We start from the raw sequence: 2,246 nt of genomic DNA on the forward strand, positions 1-2,246 counted from the left end.
ATTTTCTTTTTGATTAGATTTTAAAGTCACACAATATAAATAAGTAGATATAGGATATGTCTGATTTTTAATATTTTCAGTCGTTGGCTCAACACCATCAACAGATAATATTTTCACATTTTGTTCTTGATGAAGCCCTTCTAAAAAGTATTTAAATGTATATCCAATGGCATCTTTTTCACCATTATATTGAGCTGTATCAGTAATAATACCGGTCATTGCTGAAACGTATTCATATTGAAGAGGTTTCTTTAATGAAACATCTCCCATGAAATGGGTCATCATAGATTGACTGCCAGATCTTTCAGGTCTTTGAAAAGCAAGAATATCTTTGTTTTGTCCACCAACTTCCTGCCAGTTTGTTATATCACCATGATAGATATCTTTAATTTGTTGCGTCGATAAATGAGAAACAGGATTATCCTCATTAACAAAGAATACAAAAGCTTCCTGACCGATAGGTGTATATTCAAATTCAACACCAGCCTCTCTAGCCTCGTCTAATTGTGACTTTGATGGTTTGGCCCCAAAGAACATATCAACTTCACCATTGATTAAACGTGTATAACCTACAGATGTATTGGTGAATGTGACAATTTTGCCATTGGTATTATAATAATTGTAGTCTTCTGTTTCACTATAGGCTTTTTCTATCTGGCCAATATCTTTATAGACAGCTTTCGCAATGGCACTGTAGACAGGATAACAGGCTTCAGCCCCATCAAGAATAGGCATGTCTTTTTCATTTTCAATAGTAAAAGTACTTGGTTCTTGAAGCTCTACAAGCTGGCTATTTTCTGTGTAAGGATAGAAGTGAGATAAATCAGTGCTGGAATAACCGTTCATGTAGTCAAAATCATGTCCGCCCTTAAATTTTTGAGAAGGGCTATTCTGATAAATGTACAGACTGGTCGTTGTTGTTATTATCATGACTAATGACCATATAGTGATACGACGTGCTTGGATTTGAGGTTTTGTCATAGCGTAAATGAAAATGAGATGGGCAAGAAGAATGATAATAGGACTGATAAAAACAACGGAGTAATTTGCAAAAGTCGTAGATGATAAAATCAATGGACTAAAAGGAAGGGTCATAATATAGAAGATATTCCAGTAGGGAGAAGATAAATAACCTTGAGAAAGAATAAAAGAAATACATAGGGCTATTGAAATCAATAGAACAAGGAAAGCTTGAAAAAGAAAATAGTTTTTTTGAAGATTGTTTTTTCTTTTGAGCATAAATGTGTAAATCCATAAAAAGAGGATCATGATAGGAGGATAAAGTTCAGGTACATACATAAATCCAATAGCAGGTATAGAGAGAAAAAAATAAAGTAAGATGTAACGTGAAAAAAAGTAATATAAATATTGTTTCATAAGACTCACCTTCCTACTTTTATTATAATATAAAGATGTGTACGATTAATGGAAATATGATGATGAAAACATATTTTTTATTTTATATAAAATTAACTTAAACTTCATATTAACAAATCGCAAAGCCAGGTGGATTATGACATGATATAAAATGAATAAGAATGGAATGGTTTTTTATAAGGAGATTTACACATGTTTATGAATCATATGAAAAAGTATTTGAATATGTATATTTTTTTATTATTGCTTATCATTATTGGATGTCTTGTCATGATTATACGACATCAACCACAAGATTTTTATAGTTATCTTATTCAAGATATATCACAAAGGGATGGTCATTTTGAAACTATTGAAAAAATAAAATATCAGGATGGATTATATTTTATTTCCTATCTTGATGATCAAGCTCAAAGCCATTTGCTTATTTATGAAAATGTTCAGAATTTATGGACGAACGACTATCAGTTTTGGGGAGGATCATCTTCTTCTCAGGATATAGATACTTTCAATTATGCAGATTCTCATCAGGCTATTATTGTTGTTTATGGGAAAAATAAACAAAATGCTTCTCAATATTCTTTTGTGAATGATGGGAAGGTTTATGAAAAAGAAATCAATGATTCCCATATCCTTGACATTTATATGTTAGATGGGTCTTCTTGTCATATAGATGATTGGACTTTATATGACCAAAATCATCAAGTTATACAAAATGAGTTATAAAAAAATCAGTTTTTAAACTGATTTCAGGCTGTTGACAAAGTAAAAAAGTCAACAGCTTTTAGTTTTCAAATGAAAGAATATATGGTATTATATCCATTGTCGTGGATGACTTCTTTCCAAGTACGCAAACTTTGAGGCTCCAC

The 2,246-nt window shown here is 31.2% G+C and carries 2 protein-coding genes; one reads left to right on the top strand and one right to left on the bottom strand.

Features of this window, described 5'->3' with window-relative positions; translation table 11 throughout:
• Positions 1-1,377, bottom strand: a 1,377-nt coding sequence (locus B5G32_RS13405; protein WP_239386263.1) for a substrate-binding domain-containing protein, incomplete at its 3' end; no start/stop codon positions are given.
• A 192-nt stretch (positions 1,378-1,569) separates the two neighbouring features.
• Here B5G32_RS13405 and B5G32_RS13410 point away from each other — a divergent pair.
• Positions 1,570-2,103 carry a hypothetical protein gene (locus tag B5G32_RS13410; RefSeq protein WP_087936947.1) on the top strand — a complete coding sequence of 178 codons (534 nt, stop codon included), beginning with the start codon at positions 1,570-1,572 and terminating at the stop codon, positions 2,101-2,103.
• Positions 2,104-2,246: the final 143 nt, after the last annotated feature.

The organism is Massilimicrobiota sp. An80 (assembly GCF_002159255.1).
Lineage (GTDB): Bacteria > Bacillota_I > Bacilli_A > Erysipelotrichales > Coprobacillaceae > Allocoprobacillus > Allocoprobacillus merdigallinarum.

Excerpts from the sequence above, each read along its gene's own strand:
- B5G32_RS13410 (WP_087936947.1), top strand. The coding sequence starts at position 1,570 with ATGTTTATGAATCATATGAAAAAGTATTTGAATATGTATATTTTTTTA.